Source organism: Martinezella rhizogenes (assembly GCF_027460065.1).
GTDB lineage: Bacteria > Pseudomonadota > Alphaproteobacteria > Rhizobiales > Rhizobiaceae > Agrobacterium > Agrobacterium rhizogenes_C.
This window is the reverse complement of sequence record NZ_JAPYZZ010000004.1, coordinates 308,174-325,705: the sequence shown is the minus strand read 5'-3', so window position 1 is coordinate 325,705 and position 17,532 is coordinate 308,174. Positions and strand designations below refer to the sequence as shown.

Here is a 17,532-nt window from a genome sequence, read left to right as displayed (position 1 = left end):
TTAGACACGATATTCATGGGAAAATTGTTAGCGTGCACGATCCGCCTTGGCAAGCGGATTTCGGTGAGGGAATGAACCTTACCTGCCGCCGCCGCGTTGCACTTCTGCCGAAACGGTCAGGAGTGCCCCGTAAAATGCTTCATCGCCTGTGTCTTCTGGTAGCAAGCCTCGCCTTGATTTCCGCCTCTAACCCCCCGGCGCAGGTGCCGGTGCCACAGCCCAAGCCGGGTGAGGGGCAATCCGCCACCCCCGCAAAGCCGGCTGAGGAAAAGCAACAGAATCCGGCGGAAGCGCCGAAACCGGCCCCGAAGCCGCAGCCTCCGGAAGAGCAGAAACCGGACGATGAAAAGCCACCCGCTGAGAAACGGTCTGATGATTCTAAAAAGGAAGGCGAGGGCAAGGATGGCGGGGAACAGCAGAAACCGGCTGACGAGGCGGCAAAACCGGAGACGCCGCGAGAGCCGGTAAAACCGGAAAACCCCGCAGAACTTCAGGCCTGCCTTGGTGTATTGAAGGAGATCGGCGCGGAGTTCAAAAAGCTTGAGCCCATCCGCGACGAGGAGCAGGGTTGCGGGATTGAAGCGCCCATCGAGCTTTCCGTGGTTCTGCCCGGCATCAAGCTCGAACCATCGGGCACCATGCGCTGTGAAACCGCGCTGGCCCTTTCCCGCTGGACCAAGGAGATGATGCTGCCGGCGGCGGCGCTTGCGATGCCGGAGAAAAAGGTGACGGCCATCGCCAATGCCTCGACCTATATCTGCCGCAACCGCAACAGCGCGGAAAACGGCAAGATTTCCGAACATGCCAAGGGCAATGCCGTGGATATTTCCACGATCGCTTTCGATAAGGGCGAGCCGCTGGTGATGAAGCCGCGCGGCGAGGATGGCACGCCGGAAGGCGCATTCCAGCGCACCATCACCGCTGCCGCCTGCCTGTTCTTCCGCACCGTTCTTTCTCCCGGCAGCGACGCCACCCATCAGGATCACCTGCATCTCGACGTGCTGGAACGGAAAGGCGGCTATCTCTATTGCCGCTGACGAAAAAAGGGCGACCCGAAGGTCGCCCCGACTGGAGATGATGGTCCTGTCCCTTTTAGAATTTCTGGGTCAAGGAGATTTTGAAGGTGCGTCCGGCTTCGGAATAGAAGTCGGCCGGCTGGTTGACGGTGCTGACGGCATTGAGGTTCACGTCGCGGACGCCGACGGCATTCCAATATTTCCTGTCGAAGAGGTTGTAGACACCCGCCTGGATGCGCAGGCCCTTGGTCTGTTCCGGCTCCCACCAGCCGGTCAGGTTGAAGACGCCGTAGCCGGGGGCATCGAAGGTGCTGGCCACCCCGTCGTCCCGCATGCCGGATGAGAAGATGCCGGTCAGTTCCGTCCCCCAGACCTCCTGCGCGTAGCCGACGCCGAGGATTGACTTGAACGGCGCCACCGTGCGGATGAACTCGTTGGTGTCGGTATCCTTGCCATAGGCATAAGCCAGCGAAGCATGCGCGAAGAAGCCGTTCGCCAGTTCCTTGCGGACCTTGGCTTCGACACCGGAGATTTCGACATTGTTGCGGTTGCGATAGGTGAAGAGCGAGCCGTTGCCCCTGCCGCCGAAGCCGGGGAACAGCGTCGTCGAGGTGGTATATTGCTCGATGAAGTCCTTGTACCTGTTGTGGAACAGCGTCAGGCTCCCCGTCAGGTCGCCGGATGCATAGTTCGCGCCGATTTCGAAACCATTGCTGGTCTCGGGATTGAGGGCGGAGTTGCCGACAACGGCGTAACCGGAGCTGATGTTCGAGAAGTTCAAATACAGTTCGTTGATCGTCGGGGCGCGATAGGCCATCGACCATTGTGCGAAGAGCTGAAGTTCCGGCGTGACGTCATAGGTTGCAAGCAGTTTCGGCGAGAAGCGCGAGCCGCTATTGCCGCTCGGCAGGCCGAAGGTTCGGTAGCCGCTGTTGCTGGATACGGAACCGTCAGGATCGTAATCGTAGGAATCGAAGCGCAGGCCGGGGGTGAGGCGGAAGCCGTTGCCGAAGGCGATCTCGTCATCGAGATAGAGGCCGAGGCTCTTGCCGCTCACGTCAGGCATGTCCGACTGGGATGACGACGTCACGCCGGCGGTGTTGGCGAAAAGCGCCTGGCTGAAATCGGTGGTCATGGCGTTGCCGCCGAAACGGACCGTGTGCTGCACGCCGCCAAGCTCGAAACCGGATTCGAGGCCACCGACGATGCCGAATGCGCTGTTGCGCATGCTGTCTTCGCGGATGTAGAGCGAATTATTGGTCAGGCGGTCGCCGGCGCCGGATTCCTTGGAAAGACGCGTCCAGTAAAGCGAGAGATTGGCGGCGTCGATCACGCCATCGGTCGAGGGCGCCTCATATTCGTAATCGAGCGATACGCGATCACGCTCGGTATCCTCGTAACCCCGGTAGTCGCCGATGCGGTAGGTTGAGCCCGATACGCTGACGCCCTGCAGCGTCTTCATGTCGCTGCGGTTTCTGAGCGAATAACGCTCCGCCGTCAGGCCGATGCGGTGGCCACCTTCCAGATCCTGGCGGATCTTGAACATCAGGTTGCTTTCATAGGTATCGGCAGGGTTGGGCTTGGTACGGCGCGTTCCATAAATATCGGCCGTGCCCTTGTTGTCCGTCTCGTTTCCACGCTTGTAGGAGCCCTGGAACAGGACCGAGGTGTTCTCGATCTTCTTGGCGACGGCAAGCGATCCACCGACGCTTCTGTCTTCGCTGTCATAGCTGGTTTTGGCGACGCCACCCCAATCCCTGCCTTCACTGATCAGGTCTTCCGGGTCGAGCGTGCGCAGCACCAGCGCGCCGCCGAGCGCGCCCGAGCCGATGCGGCTGGAATCTGCACCGCGCACCACGTCCACAGTCGAAAGCGATGAGAAATCAAAGCTCGAACTCGTATCGCTGAGGGTGGTCGTGGCCTGGCCCTGACGGGCGAAATTGTTGAAATAGGGAACGGGAATATTGTCGATCAGCGTCACGACGCGGGCGCCGCCGAGGCCTCGAATGAACAATCCGCCCGGACGACCTGGCTTGGAATCCACATAATCGACGCCTGGCTCGGTGGTGTTTCCGAGATCCTTGATGCTGCCGATATCCTTCTTGCGAATGTCTTCCGCCGTCGTCTGGCTTGCCAGCGGCGTATCAGCAGCAGCATTGGCGCTTTTGACGCGCTTGCCTTTCACCACGATCTTTTCGAGCGTGGTCGTACCGTTTTCCTGCGAAGCGGCGTCCTGCGCGCGCGCAGGCCCAGCTAAGGGAAGAAGAGACATGGCAGTGCACAAAAGCAGCGCGGAATGTGTGCGCGAGATGGACATTAAATACCCCCGGATATGCGCGCAAAGAAGCCACGGCGCGCAAAAACGCGCCGCGCTCATGCGCGGCTGGACATGTTCTGATGTGTTACGGGCAAGCCGATACGCGAGGACTAAAAAACATGACGATAACTGTCAACATATTATATATGACTTTTTGCATCATGTTTTAAAGCATAAGCATATGTTGCAAAAATATTACGTTTGTCAGGCCGTGGCCAAAATGGCGGATCGGGGCCGAAAACGCCGCAGTGTGGTCAAAGTCCCGACATTGGCGCTTGCTAGGATATTCGTGGCCAGTTTACATGGCGAAAGAAAAACATGCCCCATACAAAACAGATCATTAATCGGATACGGAAATGAAGTCTCTTGAACTGCTCGTCGAGCGGATCATTCTCTCCAGCCGCTGGCTGCTCGTCGTCTTTTATCTCGGGCTCGTCGCGGCACTGGCGGTTTATGCCTTCTCCTTCGCGCTGAAATTCCTCAAGGTTGCGAAGAATGTTTTCATCTACGATGAGTCGGACATGATCCTTGCCATGCTCGGCCTGATCGATGCGGCGCTGGTGGCCAGCCTGATCGTTATGGTGATGATCTCCGGCTATGAGAATTTCGTCAGCCGCTTCGATGAGGCGGATGACGAGGTTTCGTTTCTGGGCAAGCTCGATTCGGGAAGCCTGAAGATCAAGGTGGCATCATCGATCGTGGCGATTTCGTCGATCCATCTGCTGCAGATATTCCTCAACGCCAGTCAATATACGGACAGCCAGCTGATGTGGTTCACCATCATCCATCTGGCTTTTGTCGTTTCGGCGGTCATGCTCGGTTTTCTGGAAAAACTGATGGCCAAGCCGAAGGACAAGTCTGAAAAACAGGTGCTTTAGGTCAGTTGGTCCGCTTGTTATGAAGGTCGCCCCCCGTTTGACCCGCTTGCGTGTTTTTTGCTCCGGCCAGTCCGGTATGGCGGCGGTGCGTGAATGGTGAAGACGGAGCGTCAGGCCAGACTATGCCGGGATCTGTCGGCCGCCGCCGACAAATCCCAATGGCTGGAGGCGCTGCAGGAGGTCATGCATGCGTTTGGTTATGCCCATGTGACCCTCCTGAGGTTACCAGGTGGACAGAACGCCTTTGCTTTGCCGGTGGTTGTTGAAAGTACCCTGCCGGTCTGGGTCGTGAATGCGATGACCAGGGATGGTGCGCTCGGGGACTGTCCCGTCATAAAGCGTGGCGCCTCATCGATGATGCCGCAATATTGGTCACTGGAAGACCCGGACATTGCCTGCGGGTCGCTGGTGGATGCGGTCGACTCGGTGGGCAGCATGGGCATCACCTCCGGCCTTATGGTGCCGGTGAACGGCATGTCCGGAAACCGGCATCTGATGAATTTCGCAGGCGACCGCGATACCCTGCCGCAGGCATCGCTGAATGAACTTTGCATGATCGCGGTGCATGCGCTGGAAGCCTATGACCGCCTTTGCCGCCTTGGTTCGAAAGTGCCGTCGCCTTTGACGAAACGGGAGCTCGATGTGGTGCGCTGGACGGCGCAGGGGAAGACATCGGTAGAGATTGCCGAGCTTCTCTCCATCTCGGAGCACACCGTCAATACCTACATGAACAATGCCATGCGCAAGCTCGACTGCGTCAACCGCACGCAGCTGGTGGCCAAGACCATACGTCTGCGGTTGATAGAGTAAGCCGGCCGCGACGGGCCGGCCTTCTTATCAACGGTCGAGAACCGAGCGAAGCTCGACGAGGTTCGAGCGCACCCGCAGAACATAAAATCCCATGGTGGCAAGGTGCGAAGGCATGATCCAGCCACTTTCCTCGCCGTTGGAAATGATGGCCGGCTGGATGCGCAGCGCCGCGCGGGTTTGCAACAGCGTGTCGTTCCAGAGATTGGTCAGGTTGCGCTCGCGGATGACCTGCGCGAAGTCGGAGCCGGCGGCGGAAAGCACGCCGTAATAACCGTAGAGCTGGCCATAGGCGAACCAGAAACGGTCGTCGGCGCGGGTGTCGAACCAGCCGCCATTATAGTTTTCCGAGCGTTCGCGCAGAATTGCAGACGTGGAGCCGATATCGCCGGCAATACGGTCGATGAACTGGATCAGGTTGTCGGCGCGGGTATCGAAGACGGCCTTGCAAGCGGTGAGTTCGCCGTTGAAGGCCTGGAAGCTGCGGATGGCGGCGCGGTAATAGCTGGGGGTGGGCGTCTTCGGGCCGAAGGGATCAAGGCCGAAATACCAGGAATATTCGCTGAACTGCATGTTGCCACGCGCTTCCTGGAGATTGTTGTTGATGCCGGACGTGCCGCGCACGCGGCCGAGCGTATCCACCAGCTCCACCGAGGTACGGCGCACGGCTTGGTTCACGCCGCGCTGGAATGACGCCTTGTTATCGAGAAAGGGTGTGCTGTCCCAGTCCATGCCGAAGAGGCCGAGGCGATAGAGCAGCATGGAGGAAATCCATGCGTTCTGGTTGACGTTGAAGTCGGTAAGGTCAACGGCGGCATCGACGATGGCCGAGCGCTGGCACACGGGTGCGGAGGTGTTGGCAGCAGCGCCGGTTGCGCCGGCGGCAGCAGTCGGGGTTGCGGCCGGCAATTCCTGTCCGGGCGGCACGGTGCGTTCGGCAAGTTTGTAGCGGGAAATGTAATCCGGATCAAAATTCGTCCAGACCTGGGTTTGCCAGACGAAATATCCGTAGAAAACGGCCAGCAGGATGGCGATCAGAGCGATCGGGCCCTTGATGAGCCAGTTGCGGCCGCTGTACCAGCCATGCGCGGCCATGAAGGGCCATAAAAGCCATGCGACGAGAAGACCGGCGGCCTTGCCGATGGCGCTGAAGCCTGCCTGAATCAAAGCGGTGATCCGGTCTATCATGTCGTCATAGTCTCCTCTGCCCGTGGGCCGGATGCCGGAAGAAAAATCCGCGGTTCGGCTGGAGGCCCTTCGGCGCCCCATAACAAACCGCGGTCATTTACTGTCTTCCAGATATGTCCCGGTCAACCGGGATACAACATGATTGCGAAACTTTTCTCAACCTGCGGTCCGCGCCTGATGTTGCGGCATTTCGATGATGCCGGATCAACGGGGGCGGTGCGGAACCGAGGCGATATGAGGTTAGAGGCCGAGCTTGGCGATCTCTTCGTTCAGCCGGTCGCGTGCCTTTTTCGGCAATTTCCCGTTCTTGACGGCGTCGAGATTGGCGGGTGTCGCATCGCCGACAACAACGAGCGCGATCATGCCCATGCCGAGATGCGGGGTGCATTTGACGACATAAGCGCCTTCCTTCTCGACCGTGACCTTCACCGCTTCGTTCATCTTGCCCTTGAACTCGGCAACACCCTCAGGGATCATGTCCTTCACGGCTGCCGCATCATGGCCCTTGTCGACCGGTACGAAAGTGATGACGTCGCCGACGGCGGCCTTGACGGTTGCGGGTTCAAAGACCATCGCCTGACCGTCACTGCCCTTGTTGAGCATCTTCACTTCGATTTCGGCGGAGAGGGCGGGAAAAGCGCAAAGAGCTGCGACGATGGCGAGGCCGGCGAATTTGGCAGTTCTGTTCTGCATAATTTTGCTCCTGAGAGAAAGCACATCCACGCGAATGTGTCCCCCTCGTCTTAGCGCGGGAGCGGGCAAGCCATCTTTGCGAAAAATCAAATGCGGCAACCGGACGCAGCGGGTCAGCTGCAGTTAAACGTTTCCACCCAGTGGCGGCGGCAGAAGGAAACGTATTTTCCGTTGCCGCCAACCTCGATCTGGGCGCCTTCGGTCACGACATTTCCTTCGCTGTCGAAGCGGGCCACCATCGTCGCCTTGCGGCCGCAATGGCAGATGGTGCGGATTTCGCGAAGCTCGTCGGCAATGGCGAGCAGTTCCTTCGATGCCGGGAAGAGCTTGCCCTGGAAATCCGTCCGCAGGCCGTAGGTCATGACCGGAATGTTCAGCCGGTCGGCAATATTGGCAAGCTGCCAGACGTGGTGCTCGGAGAGGAAATTGGCTTCATCGATGAAGACGCAGGCGACAGACGCCTCCGCGTGCAATGCCGCGACCTCGGCAAACAGGTCGGTATTTTCATCGAAGGTCCGGGCTTCGGAGGACAGGCCGATGCGCGAGGCAACGCGGCCGACGCCGGCCCGGTCGTCAAAGGCAGCGGTGAAGATCAGCGTGCGCATGCCGCGTTCCTGATAATTATAAGACGCCTGCAGCAGCATGGTCGATTTGCCGGCATTCATCGTCGAATAATTGAAATAGAGTTTTGCCATTATCCACTCCCGGAACGCCTCGCGTCCGCGGACGCATCGCAATGCTTCAACCTGTTAAATGGCACATCGCGTCCCACGAAAGCGATTCTCGTTTTGCGCCGATGCCACGTGCCGCGTCTTTTGACCGCGGAAAAGCGGGTTGAAAAGTGCCATTGAGGGAAAAACACAGATTTCCGCAACCTGCCTTCTCAGCGAATCAGGGTGGCGAAAAGGCGGTTATTTTCACGATTTTGTCGCAAACGGGGGGCCAAAGCACGCAAATGCACGCGAGTTGATTGTGTCCGGAAGATATTGATAATGGCAAGGGAACGAAAAAACAGGGAGCAAACAATGTTTGCAAATAGAAGTCGCTGTCTGGCGCTCGCCGCAGCAATCTCCTCCATGACGTTCAGCGCGGCCGTTGCCGCCGAACCGGCAAGCTGCGGCACGGTGCGTTTCTCGGATGTCGGCTGGACCGACATCACTGCCACGACGGCGACCGCCACCGTGCTTCTGAAAAGCCTTGGCTATGAAACCGACGTCAAGCTTCTCTCCGTACCCGTCACCTATACGTCCCTGAAAAACAAGGACATCGACGTCTTCCTCGGCAACTGGATGCCGACCATGGAAGGTGACATTGCGCCCTACCGCGACGACAAATCGGTCGAAACGCTCAGGGAAAACCTGACCGGCGCGAAATACACGCTGGCGACCAATGCCAAGGGTGCCGAACTCGGCATCAAGGATTTCAAGGACATTGCTGCCCATAGCAGTGAGCTCGGCGGCAAGATCTATGGCATCGAGCCCGGCAATGACGGCAATCGCCTGATCCTCGACATGGTGGCCAAGGACAGTTTCGGACTCAAGTCCTTCGAGGTGGTGGAATCCTCCGAGCAGGGCATGCTTTCCCAGGTGGCCCGCGCCGAAAAATCCGGCGAGCCGATCGTCTTCCTCGGCTGGGAACCGCATCCGATGAATGCGAATTTCAAGCTGACCTATCTGACCGGCGGCGACGAGGTCTTCGGCCCCAATCTCGGCGGTGCGACGATCTATACCAATGTCCGCAAGGGTTATGTCGAGGAATGCCCGAATGTCGGCGTCCTTCTCAAGAACATGCAATTTTCCCTGCCCATGGAAAACGAGATCATGGGCAAGATCCTGAATGACGGCCTTGAGGGCGAAGCGGCGGCAACCGCGTGGCTGAAGGCCAATCCGGCGGCGATCGAGCCTTGGCTCGCCAACGTCAAGACCAAGGATGGCAGCGCCGACGCACTGCCTGCCGTCAAGAAGGCTCTCGGCCTTTAAGCCGCAAGACGATGCATGACTGCACCCGGCCTGCGCGGCAGGTCGGATGCAGCGGGAAATACGATGCCCATGCATGACCTTGCCCGCGAATTTTCCTCGCATCGAAGGCCATGTATCTGCACCGCGCCCGGCAGATACCCTGCCGGCCGTCGTTTCTGCATTGGAGCAATTCCGGTGATACGGGATCACCGGAATCCTCCGCTTCTTTGTTGTCTGCGCAATTCCGGACGCAAAACCGCTCTGCATTTTTGCTGGAATTGCTCTCATTCACGAAAGGTCTTTTCTTACCGTGGAATGGCTCAGCGCTCCTGAAAACCGCCTGCCTGTCGGCCGATATGCCAAGGAGGCCATTGACTGGCTGACCGGCAATCTCGCTTTTTTCTTCGATTGGCTCTCCTTCATTTTCCAAAGCGTCATTAACGCCCTGCTTTACGTGCTGCAGGCGCCGCATCCACTGATCATCGTCGCGATTGTGACGGCGCTTTCGGCCTGGACGCGCCGCTCGTTCGGCATGCCGATCTTCACCGCACTCGGTTTGTTGCTCATCATCAATCTGGGATACTGGAAAGCGACGACGGAAACGCTGGCCCTGGTCATCGCCGCCAGCGCCGTGTGCATGATCATCGGCATACCGCTCGGCATATTGGCGGCACGGCGCAAGTGGATCTACGCCGGCATGCGCCCGGCGCTCGATCTGATGCAGACCATTCCCACCTTCGTTTATCTCATTCCGGCGCTGGTGCTGTTTGGCCTCGGCATGGTTCCGGGGCTGATCGCCACCGTCATCTTCGCCATTCCAGCCCCGGTGCGGCTCACGCGCCTCGGCATCGTCTCGACGCCGCCGGCGCTGGTGGAGGCGGCCGTCGCCTTCGGCGCAACGCCATCGCAGGTGCTGCGCAAGGTTGAGCTTCCCTTCGCCGCCCCGCAGATCATGGCCGGTCTCACCCAGACGATCATGCTGTCGCTGTCGATGGTGGTCATTTCCGCGCTGGTGGGCGCCAATGGCCTCGGTGTGCCCGTTGTGCGCGCCCTAAACACGGTCAACATCGCCATGGGTTTCGAAGCGGGGCTTTGCATCGTCATATTGGCGATCGTTCTCGACAGGCTTTTCCGCCTTCCCGGCACGGAGGATGATCTATGAGTGACGCCATTATCTTCGGAAATGTCGATATCGTCTTTGGCGACCGGCCGGACGCGGCGTTGGCGATGATCGATCGGGGCAGTACGCGCGATGAGATCAATGCGCAGACCGGGCTGGTCCTCGGGGTCGCCAATGCCTCGCTCTCGGTCAGCGAAGGCGAGATTCTCGTGCTGATGGGGCTTTCCGGTTCGGGCAAGTCGACCCTGGTCAGGGCCGTCAACGGGCTTGCGCCCGTCGTGCGCGGCAGTGTCAGCGTGAAGACCAAGTCCGGTTATGTCGATCCCTATCGTTGTCCGGCGAAAGCGTTGCGTGACCTGCGCATGCACACGGTTTCCATGGTCTTCCAGCAATTTGGCCTTCTGCCCTGGCGCAATGTCGCCGACAATGTCGGCTTCGGGCTCGAATTGTCCGGCGTGCCGGAAGCCGAGCGCAAACGCATGGTGGCCGAACAGCTTGAACTGGTAAACCTTTCCGCCTGGGCCGACCGCAAGGTGGGAGAGCTTTCTGGCGGCATGCAGCAGCGCGTGGGGCTGGCCCGGGCGTTTGCCACCGGTGCGCCCATTCTTCTGATGGACGAGCCGTTCTCGGCGCTTGATCCCCTCATCAGAAGCCGCCTGCAGGACGAACTGCTGGAGTTCCAGAGCCGGCTGAAGAAGACCATTATCTTCGTCAGCCATGATCTCGATGAGGCCTTCCGCATCGGCAACCGCATCGCCATGATGGAAGGTGGGCACATCATCCAGTGCGGAACCCCGCAGCAGATCGTCAAGCAGCCGGCTACGCCCTATGTCGCGGATTTCGTGCAGAACATGAACCCGATTTCGATGTTGACCGCCGCCGACGTGATGAAGCGGGGCGTGGACGAACAGAGCGGCCGGCTGACAGTCGCCGCTACCGCCCGCCCGTCGTCGCCGTTGATCGATATTCTCGATGCGCTGTCAAAACACGCCGGGGCGATCGGTGTCGTCGACAATGGCGCGATCATAGGCACGATTTCGGCGGATGAAGTCGTGGCGGGGCTGACGCGTCACCGCAAAAAATAGTGATTCGCCTCCATGAAAAAAGAAAGGGCTCTCCGTCAGGGAGAGCCCTTTGTTTTTTCCGGAAAAATCCGAGTGGCGTAAGTTATACCTTCCCACGGTGGCAAAGAATATTTTTGACATCACAAGTTATGCATTAAAATAATTACTAATAAAAATCATATTGCAAAGTTAGAGAAAATTGCGCAAAGTTAATCTAGATTCTTCGGCGCGTTGCTAAATTTAAGGTGGTAATAGATTGCGACCCGGAAACTCGGCAGCAAGCGTTAAGATTTCAGTGCCCAACTTTTGATCGTTTGTTGCTTATAAATACTGATACTAATACATGTATTTAACATTGAGTTCACAAAAAATAGGCAAAAAACTGATAATCTGGTCATGATGCCTTTAGTGGAAAAACAATGAAGAATAGTCTTTGAGAGGGACACGATATAAGCAAGATTTAGGTATATACAACGTATCAACCGAATTATAAAAACACCTTTTGGAACACCTATTATAGCCACCATGACCGTCTTTCCGACTGTCATCAGGAGACTTGAGCGTATGGATAACCAATCTCTGTCGGAACATAGCATCGCGGCTGCAGACTTGCTCTCAGCAATGGCGAACCCCAAGCGCCTGATGATCTTATGCACGCTGGTGGATACGGAAGTGCCGGTCGGTGTTCTCGCCTCACAGGTTGGTCTCAGCCAGTCAGCTCTCTCGCAGCATCTTTCGAAATTGCGTGCCCAGCGGCTGGTCAAGACACGACGGGATGCGCAGACCATCTATTATTCCAGTAATTCCGAATCCGTGAAGAAAATCCTCTCTTCTCTCGAGGAAATCTACTGCCAGGCGCAGAAGAGCAGCAAGACCGCAGCTTGATCCCACGGCCTGTTAAGGTCCGACAGCATCATCTCATTGAAACCGGCGCATGACGCCGGTTTTTCTGTTCAGGCCGTCTTCCCGCGTGAGCGGATTGACGACGGAGACCGAGATCAGGTCCTGCAGCTTTCTCAGTTTGCGGAAGATCAGCGTTTAGTACGCACCAGGGCGTGACAGGGGTGTTTTTTCAGTTCTGTGCAGCGGTCTGCATCTGGGCCTTGAGGCGGCTTGCTGCAGCGGCATAGCCGCCATCAGCGCCATCGACGAAATGCATGTGATCCCTGGAAAGCGGAGAAGGCACGATACAGGTCATCAATGCGGCGTCCTGCTCGTGCAGGCCGTAATAACAGCTCCCCGAGAGACGGCCCGTTTCCAGCCGCGCGCGGATTTTTTCGAGCCGTGTAATATCGATATCGACAGTCATTTTCAGGCCGTCGTCGAATTTCCTGAAATCGGTGTTGCTGGCGACCGAACGCCGGTAACGCACGGCGCTGAACCGCCCGAGCGATAGTTTTGTCGCGCTCAGAAGATTGACGAGCAGGTTCTCGCCGAGAATGCGCAGCGAACGGCGCGCCTTGCCCCAGACATCGTGATAGGCGGCGCCAGCCCGGGCCTCAAGGCCAAGGCCCTCGCGCACGAAACCGAGTTTCGGACCATCCTCCGGCACGGGGTGGCCATGTCTTGCATCCTGCTCGGCAAGATCAACGAGATCGATGACCAGCTGGCGGAATGCCGGCATGTCCCGTGATGGCCCCGGCACGGCGATGATCGACACCACCTTGCCGTGGTTTGTGGGAATGGGGTTCCAGCGACAGGAAAGCCCTGTCAGGTCCGGGCGATCGCCTGCTTTGGCTGCGGGCAGGGCATATTGCCCTTCCTTCATCCTTGCTTCCGCCCAGCTATTGCCGCCGCCCGAAAACATGGCGTAGGAAACATCCTCACTTGCCTGAAAACGGGCGACGCGAATATCGAAGCCGTTCGCGCGAATATCCTCGATGGGAACCAGCGCCACGCGCATCGCAAGGTCGAGATCGTCCTTCACCCAGCGCTGCACATTCGAAAGGGCGGTGCGCGCAACGGACAGGCCATGGGGCGGCACGGCGACGGCGGCGCCATCGCCGCCAAAGACGAAAGGCAGATCATGACGGCCGAGGCTGTTCGATACGCCCGATATGACCGCCGCACCCGCCATGTTGACAGCCTTGTAGCGGCCGGTGCCGATCGCTGCGGTCGAATCAACGATATCGGCAATGGCCAGCCCCCAACCCGGCGGCAGGGCGCGGTAAAGCGCCGGGTCGGCCACGTCTTCAAAGTGCCGGAAAACGGGCAGGCCCGTCAGAAACTCTTCATCTGCTGCGATCATGGCGTATTATCCTCCAGCGGCGGCCAAACGCCAAGCATTTAGGCCAGGCCGATTTCCCCGTTCACAAGGGCAATCCCGGCCGGCCTGGCGAATGATTTAACGCTAATAGAGCTTATCCAGCAAAGGTGACTTGCATAAATCATCAAACCTTCCGTATGAGTTGAAAGGAAGGCTCGGAATTCAAATATGGAACGAGTTTTCGCCGGGAGGCGTCCGATAGTTTCATTCGGTCGACGCCCATGGCGCTCACCGGGTCCGCGACCCCTTTTTAAGGAGACACCAGGATGAAACTGAAGACATTGACCAGCGTGACGCTCGCAGCGTCCTTCGCATTCGCACCCCTTGCCCATGCCGAAATCGTCATCGGCCTGATTGCGCCGCTCACCGGTCCCGTTGCCGCCTATGGCGACCAGGTCAAGAATGGCGCCCAGACGGCAGTCAATGAAATCAACAAAAAGGGCGGCATCCTCGGCGAACAGGTCGTGCTGAAGCTCGCTGACGATGGCGGCGAGCCCAAGCAGGGCGTTTCCGCTGCCAACCAGCTCGTGGCCGAAGGCATTCATTTCGTCGTCGGTCCAGTAACCTCGGGCGTTGCCATTCCGGCATCGGATGTCTTTGCTGAAAACGGCGTCCTGATGGTTACGCCGACGGCGACTGCGCCGGGCCTCACCAATCGCGGCCTTTCCAACGTCTTCCGCACCTGCGGTCGTGACGATCAGCAGGCCGAGGTTGCGGCGAAATACGTTCTCGCCAACCTCAAGGACAAGAAGATCGCCATCATTCACGACAAGGGCGCTTATGGTAAGGGTCTTGCCGACTCCTTCAAGGCGACGCTGAATGCCGGCGGCGTGACTGAAGTTCTCTATGATGCGCTGACACCTGGCGAAAAGGATCTCGGCGCGCTGACGGCCCGCCTGAAGGCTGACAATGCCGACGTCATCTATTTCGGCGGTTACCATCCGGAAGCGGGTCTTCTGGTTCGCCAGCTGAAGGATATCGGCTCCAAGGCTGCCGTCATCGGCGGTGACGGCCTGTCGAACAGCGAATTCTGGAACATCGGCGCGAAGGCTGGCGAAGGCACGATCTTCACCAATGCTTCCGACGCCCTGAAAAACGATGATTCCAAGGCCGCTGCCGAAGCCTTGAAGGCCGCCAACATTCCGGCGGAAGCCTTCACGCTCAACGCCTATGCCGCCGTCGAAGTCTTGAAGGCCGGTATCGAAAAGGCCGGTAGCGCCAAGGATTCCGAAGCGGTCGCCAAGGTTCTGAAAAGCGGCGAGGCTTTCCCGACCGCAATCGGCAAGGTCACCTATGGTGACAACGGCGACCTGACCTCGCAGGCCTTCTCGCTGTTCAAGTGGCAGGACGGCAAGATCGTCGCAGCCGAATAAGCTGATCGTACCGGCCGCACCTGTTGCGGCCGGTTTCATTTTACGGTCTGAAAGAGGTAGGGCAGCATGGTCGATGCCGAAACGCAAACCGGCGGGGAAATCGGCTTTGAGCGGATATTCCCGATCGTCAGAATTTTCGACGAGGCCAAGGCGCGGGAGTTTTATGTCGATTTTCTCGGTTTCGAGGTCGATTGGAAGCATCGCTTTGGTGAAAACTTTCCGCTTTACATGCAGGTTTCGCGGGCCGGAATGGGGCTTCACCTCAGCGGCCATCACGGTGACGCGACGCCGGGTTCCAACATCTTCGTCACCATGCGAGGCGTTCGCGCCTTTCAGAAGCAACTGGTGGATAAAAAATATCGTTTCCTCAATCCGGGTGTTGAAGAACTGCCTTGGGGCGATGTCATGGAAGTCATCGATCCGTTCGGCAACCGCATCCGTTTCTGCGAGCAAAAGGACGGGGACTGAGGTCCGGGCCATCAGCGTGTGGCTCTTGACCTTGCCTGCGGTTTGAACGATAGAAACGCCAATAGCGAACCGCGCGCACGGACACCCCGTGCGCGCGGTTCGTGCGTTTTGGCAATCGATCATGCAATTCGTTCGCATCCGCACGGGGGCAGAAAATGAACAATGAAGGCAATGCGCTGGTCAGGAAGCTCGCATTCTGGGGCATTCCGCTTTCTTTCGGTGTGCTTGGCCTGAAGCTGGTGGCCTGGTGGGTCACGGGCTCGGTCGCACTTTTGTCCGACGGTCTGGAATCGACCGTCAATGTGGTCGCGGCCTTCATCGCCTATTTCGTCATTCGCTACGCCCAGAAGCCGGCCGATGACGACCACCAGTTCGGCCACCACAAGGCGGAGTATATTTCCGCCGTCGTGGAAGGCGTGCTGATTGTCGTCGCTGCGCTTTTGATCGTGCAGGAGGCCTGGGGTGCCCTTTTCAATCCGAGGCTGCCGGAAGCGCCGGTCCTCGGTCTGGCCATCAACGCTTTGGCCGGCGCGATCAACGCGGTGTGGGCGACGATTCTGATCCGCGTTGGTAAAAAGCATTCTTCGCCCGCGCTTGCGGCCGACGGTCAGCACATCATGTCTGATGTCGTGACCTCGGTCGGCGTTCTTGTCGGCCTCGTTCTGGCGCTGATGACGGGTTATGCCATTCTCGATCCGCTGCTTGCCATACTGGTTGCCATCAACATCCTGTTTCAGGGTTCCAAGGTCATCATCCATTCGCTCGGCGGATTGATGGACCGGGCTGTGGAGCCGGAAGAGGACGAGGCGATCAAGAAGGCGATCGCCGAGAATTGCGGCGGCGTCATCGGTGTGCACGATCTTAGGACCCGCCGCGCCGGTTCGGCCGCCTTTATCGATTTCCACGTGGTCGTTCCAGCTAGTATGACGGTGCGGGAGGCGCATGATATTTGCGACCGCCTTGAAGATGCCATAAGGGAGGTCATACCGGGCGCCAGCCTTGCCATTCACGTCGAGCCGGAAGGCGAAAAGGCGCATGGCGTCAAAGTCATTGTATAAGTAGTCAGGAGTTTTCCATGTCCGTGACGGATGTTTCCGGCCTATCGCAGCTGGGCACGAAGGTCGATACGCCAGAGAGCCCGGAAAAGGCCATTCTCGAAAAGGTGCCGAACGGCAATGCCGGCACTGATTACGTCGTGCGCTTCACCGCGCCCGAATTCACCTCGCTGTGCCCGATGACCGGCCAGCCGGACTTTGCCCATATCGTCATCGATTATATTCCGGGTGATTTCCTGGTGGAATCGAAGTCGCTGAAGCTGTTTCTGCAGTCCTTCCGCAATCATGGTGCATTCCACGAGGATTGTTCGGTCTATATCGCCAAGCGGCTGGTGGAGCTGCTGCAGCCGAAATGGCTGCGCATCGGCGCCTACTGGTATCCACGCGGCGGCATTCCGATCGACGTGTTCTGGCAGACGGGAGCGGCGCCGGAGGGTGTATGGCTACCGGATCAGGGCGTTGCCCCTTATCGGGGTCGCGGCTGATCCGGCCTTTACGCGCTTGAAGGTTCAGGCGAACGAACCGTCGTCGCCTGAATCGGAATCCATGTCGTCGGCGCTGTCGTCGTAATCGGCCTGCTGGATATCGTCACCGTCATTGTTCTGCGGGCTGGCGCTGTCACCGTAATAGTTGTTGATGACGGTTTCCTCGACAGGTGCGTTACCCGCGACATTGCCGCCGCCGAAGGGCGAACCAAGGCCGAGCGACGACATGTGGCTGCCGAAGATGCCGCTCAGTGAATTGGCAAGCAGCATGCCGCCGGCGACACCAGCGGCGGTGCCGAGCGCGCCCTGCAGAAAGCCGCCACCCGAACGTCCGACGGCGGCGGGCTGCTGGCTCCAGGGCCCGGCTGCCTGCTGACCGGCAGGTGCGCCCCAGGGGCCGGCTGTCTGGCCGGCGGTATCGTTGCGCCAGGAGCTCGGCGCGGCCGCAGGGGCTGGTGCCGGTGCAGGTGGCTGCGGTTGGCCGGTGCCGAAGATGGAGCTGAGGAAACCGCCCTGCGCTGCCGTCTGTGGGGCGCTGCCAGCGCTTTCCAGCGCATGGATGCGGTCTTCGAGCTGTTTGATATGGGCTGCTGCCGCTTCCAGACCCTTTTCCTGAACGATCACCGCCTGGGCGAGATAATAGGGAGCTGCGGGCTGATCGCGCACGGCGTCTGCGATCAATGTTTCCGCCTCGCGGTCACGCGGGGTGGCGGATGCGGTTTTGGTCCTGTCGAACAGCCCCTTGAGAAGCTGACTTTCTTCCGGTGACATATGCTGCCTCCTTACCGTGAAGCGTAAATCCACGATAAGGAGGTAGGCCACAATTCAGGCTTTTCAAAGCGGT

General features: G+C 58.7%; 18 protein-coding genes. 12 read left to right on the top strand and 6 right to left on the bottom strand.

Translation table 11 applies throughout. The features are described 5' to 3' along the window. The first annotated feature begins 134 nt into the window (after positions 1-134). The gene (locus O8B93_RS09685; protein WP_269709582.1) at positions 135-1,037 is read left to right on the top strand and encodes an extensin-like domain-containing protein; all 903 of its coding nucleotides are present in this window, start codon (positions 135-137) and stop codon (positions 1,035-1,037) included. 55 nt (positions 1,038-1,092) lie between these two features. Here the strand turns inward: O8B93_RS09685 and O8B93_RS09680 are convergent, their stop codons facing one another. Further along, positions 1,093-3,333 (bottom strand): TonB-dependent hemoglobin/transferrin/lactoferrin family receptor, encoded by a 2,241-nt coding sequence (locus O8B93_RS09680; protein ID WP_269709581.1) that lies wholly within the window; start codon positions 3,331-3,333, stop codon positions 1,093-1,095. Between O8B93_RS09680 and O8B93_RS09675 the strand changes: the two genes are divergently transcribed. The 3 genes from O8B93_RS09675 to O8B93_RS09665 all read left to right on the top strand — a co-directional run bounded on the left by O8B93_RS09675 (position 3,287) and on the right by O8B93_RS09665 (position 5,021). Next, entirely contained in the window at positions 3,287-3,703 is a 417-nt protein-coding gene (locus O8B93_RS09675; RefSeq protein ID WP_269709603.1) for a hypothetical protein, read from the top strand. The two genes, O8B93_RS09680 and O8B93_RS09675, sit on opposite strands and share 47 nt — an antisense overlap. Then, positions 3,690-4,211, top strand: coding sequence for a TIGR00645 family protein (locus tag O8B93_RS09670; protein WP_006314646.1), 522 nt, complete (start codon positions 3,690-3,692; stop codon positions 4,209-4,211). The genes O8B93_RS09675 and O8B93_RS09670 overlap by 14 nt, the downstream gene beginning before the upstream one ends. Positions 4,212-4,304: 93 nt before the next feature. Beyond that, a complete protein-coding gene (locus O8B93_RS09665; RefSeq protein WP_269709580.1) occupies positions 4,305-5,021 on the top strand; it encodes a helix-turn-helix transcriptional regulator in 717 nt (238 codons plus the stop codon). Positions 5,022-5,048: 27 nt separating this feature from the next. Here the strand turns inward: O8B93_RS09665 and O8B93_RS09660 are convergent, their stop codons facing one another. The 3 genes from O8B93_RS09660 to O8B93_RS09650 all read right to left on the bottom strand — a co-directional run bounded on the left by O8B93_RS09660 (position 5,049) and on the right by O8B93_RS09650 (position 7,594). Continuing rightward, on the bottom strand, positions 5,049-6,206 hold the full coding sequence (locus O8B93_RS09660; protein ID WP_269709579.1) for a DUF2333 family protein: 1,158 nt from the start codon (positions 6,204-6,206) through the stop codon (positions 5,049-5,051). A gap of 240 nt (positions 6,207-6,446) precedes the next feature. Then, a complete protein-coding gene (locus tag O8B93_RS09655) occupies positions 6,447-6,899 on the bottom strand; it encodes a pseudoazurin (RefSeq protein ID WP_269709578.1) in 453 nt (150 codons plus the stop codon). A gap of 113 nt (positions 6,900-7,012) precedes the next feature. Further along, positions 7,013-7,594, bottom strand: a complete 582-nt coding sequence (locus O8B93_RS09650) for a thymidine kinase (RefSeq protein ID WP_269709577.1) — start codon at positions 7,592-7,594, stop codon at positions 7,013-7,015. Positions 7,595-7,975: 381 nt separating this feature from the next. Here O8B93_RS09650 and O8B93_RS09645 point away from each other — a divergent pair, with 381 nt between their 5' ends. From O8B93_RS09645 to O8B93_RS09630, 4 genes are all read left to right on the top strand, one after another. After that, positions 7,976-8,878, top strand: coding sequence for a choline ABC transporter substrate-binding protein (locus O8B93_RS09645; protein ID WP_405049052.1), 903 nt, complete (start codon positions 7,976-7,978; stop codon positions 8,876-8,878). Between the two features lie 289 nt (positions 8,879-9,167). Continuing rightward, positions 9,168-10,019 (top strand): choline ABC transporter permease subunit, encoded by an 852-nt coding sequence (choW, locus tag O8B93_RS09640; protein WP_269709575.1) that lies wholly within the window; start codon positions 9,168-9,170, stop codon positions 10,017-10,019. Next, entirely contained in the window at positions 10,016-11,062 is a 1,047-nt protein-coding gene (gene choV / locus O8B93_RS09635; RefSeq protein WP_269709574.1) for a choline ABC transporter ATP-binding protein, read from the top strand. Before choW ends, choV begins: the two co-directional genes overlap by 4 nt. 543 nt (positions 11,063-11,605) lie before the next feature. Further along, a complete protein-coding gene (locus tag O8B93_RS09630) occupies positions 11,606-11,926 on the top strand; it encodes an ArsR/SmtB family transcription factor (protein ID WP_080824552.1) in 321 nt (106 codons plus the stop codon). Positions 11,927-12,113: 187 nt separating this feature from the next. Here O8B93_RS09630 and O8B93_RS09625 read toward each other — a convergent pair whose 3' ends face one another. Further along, the gene (locus tag O8B93_RS09625) at positions 12,114-13,289 is read right to left on the bottom strand and encodes a DUF3095 domain-containing protein (RefSeq protein ID WP_269709573.1); all 1,176 of its coding nucleotides are present in this window, start codon (positions 13,287-13,289) and stop codon (positions 12,114-12,116) included. A gap of 284 nt (positions 13,290-13,573) precedes the next feature. Here O8B93_RS09625 and O8B93_RS09620 point away from each other — a divergent pair, with 284 nt between their 5' ends. From O8B93_RS09620 to queF, 4 genes are all read left to right on the top strand, one after another. Further along, positions 13,574-14,680 carry a branched-chain amino acid ABC transporter substrate-binding protein gene (locus O8B93_RS09620; RefSeq protein ID WP_269709572.1) on the top strand — a complete coding sequence of 369 codons (1,107 nt, stop codon included), beginning with the start codon at positions 13,574-13,576 and terminating at the stop codon, positions 14,678-14,680. A 66-nt stretch (positions 14,681-14,746) separates the two neighbouring features. Next, positions 14,747-15,148 (top strand): glyoxalase superfamily protein, encoded by a 402-nt coding sequence (locus tag O8B93_RS09615; RefSeq protein ID WP_269709571.1) that lies wholly within the window; start codon positions 14,747-14,749, stop codon positions 15,146-15,148. Positions 15,149-15,303: 155 nt separating this feature from the next. Further along, a complete protein-coding gene (locus tag O8B93_RS09610; RefSeq protein WP_269709570.1) occupies positions 15,304-16,206 on the top strand; it encodes a cation diffusion facilitator family transporter in 903 nt (300 codons plus the stop codon). Between the two features lie 17 nt (positions 16,207-16,223). After that, complete coding sequence (gene queF / locus O8B93_RS09605) at positions 16,224-16,688, top strand: preQ(1) synthase (RefSeq protein ID WP_052818355.1); 465 nt, start codon at positions 16,224-16,226, stop codon at positions 16,686-16,688. 24 nt (positions 16,689-16,712) lie between these two features. Here the strand turns inward: queF and O8B93_RS09600 are convergent, their stop codons facing one another. Then, positions 16,713-17,459, bottom strand: coding sequence for a DUF2076 domain-containing protein (locus tag O8B93_RS09600; RefSeq protein WP_269709569.1), 747 nt, complete (start codon positions 17,457-17,459; stop codon positions 16,713-16,715). Between the last annotated feature and the right edge of the window lie 73 nt (positions 17,460-17,532).

Excerpts from the sequence above, each read along its gene's own strand:
- O8B93_RS09685 (WP_269709582.1), top strand. The coding sequence starts at position 135 with ATGCTTCATCGCCTGTGTCTTCTGGTAGCAAGCCTCGCCTTGATTTCC.
- O8B93_RS09675 (WP_269709603.1), top strand. The coding sequence starts at position 3,287 with ATGGCAGTGCACAAAAGCAGCGCGGAATGTGTGCGCGAGATGGACATT.
- O8B93_RS09680 (WP_269709581.1), bottom strand. The coding sequence starts at position 3,333 with ATGTCCATCTCGCGCACACATTCCGCGCTGCTTTTGTGCACTGCCATG.
- O8B93_RS09670 (WP_006314646.1), top strand. The coding sequence starts at position 3,690 with ATGAAGTCTCTTGAACTGCTCGTCGAGCGGATCATTCTCTCCAGCCGC.
- O8B93_RS09665 (WP_269709580.1), top strand. The coding sequence starts at position 4,305 with ATGGTGAAGACGGAGCGTCAGGCCAGACTATGCCGGGATCTGTCGGCC.
- O8B93_RS09660 (WP_269709579.1), bottom strand. The coding sequence starts at position 6,206 with ATGATAGACCGGATCACCGCTTTGATTCAGGCAGGCTTCAGCGCCATC.
- O8B93_RS09655 (WP_269709578.1), bottom strand. The coding sequence starts at position 6,899 with ATGCAGAACAGAACTGCCAAATTCGCCGGCCTCGCCATCGTCGCAGCT.
- O8B93_RS09650 (WP_269709577.1), bottom strand. The coding sequence starts at position 7,594 with ATGGCAAAACTCTATTTCAATTATTCGACGATGAATGCCGGCAAATCG.
- O8B93_RS09645 (WP_405049052.1), top strand. The coding sequence starts at position 7,976 with ATGACGTTCAGCGCGGCCGTTGCCGCCGAACCGGCAAGCTGCGGCACG.
- choV (WP_269709574.1), top strand. The coding sequence starts at position 10,016 with ATGAGTGACGCCATTATCTTCGGAAATGTCGATATCGTCTTTGGCGAC.
- O8B93_RS09630 (WP_080824552.1), top strand. The coding sequence starts at position 11,606 with ATGGATAACCAATCTCTGTCGGAACATAGCATCGCGGCTGCAGACTTG.
- O8B93_RS09625 (WP_269709573.1), bottom strand. The coding sequence starts at position 13,289 with ATGATCGCAGCAGATGAAGAGTTTCTGACGGGCCTGCCCGTTTTCCGG.
- O8B93_RS09620 (WP_269709572.1), top strand. The coding sequence starts at position 13,574 with ATGAAACTGAAGACATTGACCAGCGTGACGCTCGCAGCGTCCTTCGCA.
- O8B93_RS09615 (WP_269709571.1), top strand. The coding sequence starts at position 14,747 with ATGGTCGATGCCGAAACGCAAACCGGCGGGGAAATCGGCTTTGAGCGG.
- O8B93_RS09610 (WP_269709570.1), top strand. The coding sequence starts at position 15,304 with ATGAACAATGAAGGCAATGCGCTGGTCAGGAAGCTCGCATTCTGGGGC.
- queF (WP_052818355.1), top strand. The coding sequence starts at position 16,224 with ATGTCCGTGACGGATGTTTCCGGCCTATCGCAGCTGGGCACGAAGGTC.
- O8B93_RS09600 (WP_269709569.1), bottom strand. The coding sequence starts at position 17,459 with ATGTCACCGGAAGAAAGTCAGCTTCTCAAGGGGCTGTTCGACAGGACC.